This is a genomic window from Actinoplanes sp. TFC3, assembly GCF_001553785.1.
Classification (GTDB): domain Bacteria; phylum Actinomycetota; class Actinomycetes; order Mycobacteriales; family Micromonosporaceae; genus Actinoplanes.
Genome location: NZ_LOJP01000001.1, coordinates 886,168 through 890,914, shown reverse-complemented (window position 1 = coordinate 890,914; position 4,747 = coordinate 886,168). Strand labels below are relative to the sequence as shown.

Annotated in this window: 5 protein-coding genes; 2 read left to right on the top strand and 3 right to left on the bottom strand. The window is 69.9% G+C overall.

Annotated features, from left to right (window positions below):
• Both TFC3_RS39040 and TFC3_RS03865 read left to right on the top strand, forming a co-directional pair.
• The coding region (locus TFC3_RS39040; protein WP_067495707.1) for a hypothetical protein at positions 1 to 411 on the top strand (411 nt) is incomplete at its 5' end.
• Positions 412 to 730: 319 nt separating this feature from the next.
• A complete protein-coding gene (locus tag TFC3_RS03865) occupies positions 731 to 1,978 on the top strand; it encodes a hypothetical protein (RefSeq protein ID WP_067495704.1) in 1,248 nt (415 codons plus the stop codon).
• 240 nt (positions 1,979 to 2,218) lie between these two features.
• On the opposite strand, the gene TFC3_RS03860 is transcribed toward TFC3_RS03865, so the two are convergent.
• Genes TFC3_RS03860 through TFC3_RS03850 form a run of 3 tightly spaced genes read right to left on the bottom strand, consistent with a single transcriptional unit; the run spans position 2,219 to position 4,512 of the window.
• On the bottom strand, positions 2,219 to 3,064 hold the full coding sequence (locus TFC3_RS03860; RefSeq protein WP_067495701.1) for a DUF3152 domain-containing protein: 846 nt from the start codon (positions 3,062 to 3,064) through the stop codon (positions 2,219 to 2,221).
• Between the two features lie 6 nt (positions 3,065 to 3,070).
• Positions 3,071 to 4,030, bottom strand: a complete 960-nt coding sequence (locus TFC3_RS03855; protein ID WP_067495698.1) for an alpha/beta fold hydrolase — start codon at positions 4,028 to 4,030, stop codon at positions 3,071 to 3,073.
• The gene (locus tag TFC3_RS03850; protein ID WP_067495694.1) at positions 4,030 to 4,512 is read right to left on the bottom strand and encodes a hypothetical protein; all 483 of its coding nucleotides are present in this window, start codon (positions 4,510 to 4,512) and stop codon (positions 4,030 to 4,032) included. Before TFC3_RS03850 ends, TFC3_RS03855 begins: the two co-directional genes overlap by 1 nt.
• Positions 4,513 to 4,747 lie beyond the last annotated feature (235 nt).

Below are 4,747 nucleotides of genomic sequence, written 5' to 3'. Positions count from 1 at the left end.
TGCCAAACCGAATGGTGCGCCTTCCGGGGGGAGCGGGTGCTCGCCGGGGGCGAAGCCGGGTGGGCGGCTGGCTTCCACTGTGCGGTTGGCTGGCGCTTCCACTGCGCGGTTGGATGGCGCTTCGAGTGGGCGGTCGGCTGGCGCTTCGAGTGGGCGGTCGGCTGGCGCTTCGAGCGGCATGGCCACTGCGGTGCGGGCTGCGGATTCCACGGGACGGGCCTGCGGGCGCCGGCCGGGCTCGAGGACCTCGGTGTGGTGGGCAGCAACCATTGCCGGGGCGCGGGTGCCGGCTTCTGCAGGGGAGGCGGTTTCGGCCGCGGCGTCTGCTTTACCGGCTGCGTAGGCCTCGGCTACTGCCTCGGAGTCGAGGGTCAGGTCGGCCTTCGTTGCCGCCTCAGCCTTCGTCGCTGATTCGGCCTTGGTTACTGGTTTGGCCTTGGTTGCCGGTTCGGCTTGCTTGGCGGCTGGAGCTCGGGCGGGCTTGGCTTCGTTGGCTGGGGCTTGTCCGGGCGAGACTTGCCCAGTCTCAACTTCCTCGGATTGGGCTTGCGCCGGATCTGCTCCCCCGGCTTGCCTTTGCCCGGCTGCGACGGCCTTGGGTGCGCGACTGCGAGACCGGGCAGCCCTTCCGCTCTTGATGGTCTCAATGCGGCCCTGGGCAGCTTCCGCCGGACTCGGCGTCACAGTGGTCGGCGCGGTAGCCACACCGACCGCCGGCTCATTGTCGTCAGTGGCCGGAGCCGTCGACTTGGTGGCAGCTCTCCGGACGGGCGCGGCCTTCGCCGCCGGCGCCGCTGTCGCCGCTGTCGCCGTCGCCGCCGTCGCCGCCGCGGGAGGATTCGTCGTTGGGGCTGAGGCCGCCTTGCTGACCGCAGTAGTCCGGCTCCGGCTGCGAGATACGGTGACCGGACCAGCTTCCGGCGCCGAAGCGGCATCCGTGATCGCAGCGGCATCCGTGGTTGAGGCGGGGGCCAGCGCCGAGGCGGGGTCTGGTGTCGCGACGGGGGTCAGCGCCGAGGCGGAGTTTGTGGTGGAGACCGCGTCCGGCGTCGAGGCGGGATCCGGTGTGGCAGCGGCCTTCCTTGCCCGGGAGGCCCTGGCCGGGGTGGCCCTTGCGGAAGAGTCCTCACCCTTAGCCGCGCCCGCAGCCGCCTCCACGGGCGCCGCTTTCGCCGAAGCAGCCTTGGTGGGAGCAGCCTTTACGGGTGTCGGCTTCGCGGGCGTCGCCTTGGCGGAAGCAGCCTTCACCGGCGTCGCCTTCGCCGCGGAAGCCGCCTTCGCCGCGGAAGCCGCCTTCGCCGCGGAAGCCGCCTTCGCCGCGGAAGCCGCCTTCGCCGCGGAAGCCGCCTTCGCCGCGGAAGCCGCCTTCGATGCAGGAGCCGCCTTTGTGGCGGAAGCAGCCTTTGTCGCGGAAGCAGCGGCCCTGGTCGCCGCCCTTGCGGAAGTCCTTGCCGAGGCAGTCTTACCAGCAGCCTCAGTCGCCTCCGAAGAAATTACAGCAGGCGCAGCCTTGGTCGCGGTCTTGGAAGCCTTCGCGGCAGAGGCGAAAGTCTTCGCACCCGGCGCGGCGGTTACCTCAGCCGCGCCAGCCGAAGCGGCAGACTTCGCCGTGGATTTCACGCCCGGTGTGGCAGACTTCGCCGCAGTAGCCGTCGTCTTGGCCGGCGCAGAAGCCGGCGGGGCGGCAGCCTTCTTGACCGGCGCGCGCTTCGCCGCCTTGGGACGCGGGCTGGCCGGACCACTCACATTGGCCGTCCCAGAAGCAAGCGCGCCGTCCCCAGCCGCACCATCCCCGCCAGCAGCCGAAGCATCCCCGTCAACAGCATTGCCGCCACCGACAGTGGCCCGCGTCGCAGCGGCCTTAGTTGTTGTTTTCCGAGCGCGCGTCGCCTTAGCCGGAGCAGCCGCTTCATTCGTAGCAGGGCCAGCAGCAAGCGCGGCGTTGTCCTCAGTGGTCACGTCTGCGCGTACCTGTTGAGGGCTTGACGTTCGGGCTGTCATTGCAGTTTTGCGGGTGGCTGTGACCCTCGTCTTGGCGGGGGTTGCCTTCGCCGTCGTCGGGTTCCGGTGGGGCAGCTCCTCAGCGGCGGTCCGGGGAACGGCGGAACCTTTTGTCGCTTTTGCCATAACATATGCCAGAGTGCCAGAGCCGGACGCATGTCACAGGCGTTTCGCGAGACACCCTCAGAACCATCCGTGGGAACCACGGGTGGGCAGGTCAGACGGGTGGCCCTTGCAGCGGGCGGCCGTTGTGGCGGGGCCAGGAATACGGTACGCAGCCCCGCAACGTCAGCGTCTGCTGGACCATCACCGGAGCCGGGCCTCCCCGTTTCGGACAGCCTTCGTGGTGTCTTCCCAATTCGTGGCCGACCTCGTGGTTGATCACGTATTGGCGGTAAGCGGCGAGCTTCACCTTGGCATCGATGTAGGGCCGCGACGACAACCGCCAGCGGTCCAGGTTGATGATGGCCCGGCCCGTCGTACGGCATGAGGTGTAGGGACGTCCGGCAACCGTGACGTTCACGCCTCCGGTCGCACACATCCGGCCGGCCGTTTCGCGGGTGGCCAGGTAGACAGTGAAGCTCGCCGTCGCCGTGCCCGGCACCCGCTGCAGCCTCAGGTTCCCGAGCCCGGCCCAGCTCTGCGCGTCACCCAGCGTGGCGTCGACCTGCGCCGCGAACGCCACCACGTCCTCGTTGCTCCCGTTCTCCACAGCCACCTGGTAACGCCGCAGCGTGCCCGACGTACCGGCGATTTTGCTCCAGCCTGGCGCATACACGAACGTTCCCGAGCCCCGGGTCGGCACCGGGCCGGGAAGCACCATCGCATTGTCGGCGGTAACCGGCTCGGGGGAAGGCGCAGCGGACGCCACCAGTGGCGCCGGTGCAACCGAGGCCGGGGCGGAGGGCTGGGCTGCCACCGGGGTTGAGGTTGTTGACGACCAGACCGTGGGCAGCAGCAGGCCACCGGCCAGGAGCAGCGCCGCGACCATGATCGCGGCCAGCCACCAGCGGCGGCGAACGGCGCGGGATGGGGGCGCTGAGGACGTACGGAAATCGAGCATCAGCAGTCAGACTGCCACACAGCGAAGGTCCTCCAGCAGGCCGACGATGGCACGCGCCACGATCCGGGGAACCTCCATTTGGGCGACATGACCCACGCGCGGCAGCACCAGCAGGCGGCTGTCCGGGATGACGCGCGCCACCTGAGCAGGCACCCGCGGATCGACCAGGCTGTCGCGCAAACCGCCGATCACCAGGGTGGGCACGCTGACGCGAGCGGCCAGACGCCATTGCGAACCGGCCCCCGGCAGGTACGCCCGCACGAAGCTCGACACCAGCCCGCGCAGCGTCCCCATGTACGCCTTGGGGTAATGCTGAACGGTGTAGCGAAGCTTGATCTCCTCGATCGCTTCGGCGCGGCGCTGCTCGCTGACCTTGGAGGTGTCGCCGAAGCACGCGAGGAGCACCTGCTCGGCCTGCTCCTCGGCGGTCATCCGCGCGATCCCCCACGCGAACAGCCGGTCGGCGCGAGGCAGGGCGAGCAGCGGCAGGATCCGGCCCTGAGCCGTACGCCGGGGATCCAGGAAGGGCATTGCCGGGCTGATGAGGGTCAGGCTGCGCACGAGGTCGGGGCGTAGTGCTGCCACCCGTACCGAAATGGAACCACCCAGCGAATTACCGATCAGATGGACCGGACCGCGGTCGCTGTGATCCAGATAACCGATCAGGCGGTCGGCGAACGCCGGGATGGAATATCGCCTGCTGGGGTCGCTGTATCCGAAACCCGGGAGGTCCACTGCCTGACCGTCGAGGCGGTCGGCGAGCAGGCCGGCGACATCGGTCCAGTTCTGCGAGGAACCGCCGAGTCCGTGCACATAGACCGCCGGTTCGGCGCCCGGGGCGGTCGCGGGGGTGTCCCGCACATGCAGCATCGCGCCACCGATCGTGACCCGGCGGGCCGGCCACGGTGGCGGGATGGATCCGTCCGGCGGCAGGAGGTCATCCGCCGCAAGTTGTGCGCCCTTCATCAGGACAAGAGTGCCTCAAGGCGCCGGTTGACCGCGGCGAGAGTGGCGCGGACCATGGCATGCCGCTCATCGCCGGTGACCACAGCGGAGCCGGCCAACTGCTCCACCCACCCATCGGTCGCCAGGAGCACAACAACCACTGCCACTTGCACAGCTCCGAAAGGTACGGCCGCAGCGTGCTCAACGAAGCATTTGGCCGGCCCGTCCGCGTGGTCGGACTGGGTGAGCAACTCGTCGACGGCATTGGCGGTGGCCGTGGCACACAGTCGCAGCAGGTAACCATCAACCGCCGGACCGGTGGCCTCCCCCGCAGCAATCTGCGCGCCGACGGCCAGCCGGACCTTCACGTTCGCCTCGGTGCCGAACGTGTTGACCTGCACGTTTTCGATCTGGATGCGCGGGCCGGGCCGGTCACCGGGCTCCAGCAGGGGCCGCGGCGCCGGGGCGTCGAAGCCGTTGCTCAGCGTCTCGAACGAGTTCACCCGCTGTGGCAGGGTGCGGGCACCCGGGTGGGGCTGAGGTGGTGCCGGGTTCTGCGGCCTCCGCTCGGCAGGCCACTGCCCTTGGGGTCGCTGTCCTCGGGGTCGCTGCTCAGCGGGCCATTGCTCGGCGGGCCTTTCCTCCGCGGGCCTCTGCTCGGCGGGCGGCGACACAGGCCGAGGCGCAGGCGGGGCGGATCGCGGCGCAGGTGGGGCGGAACGGGGCGCAGGTGGGGCC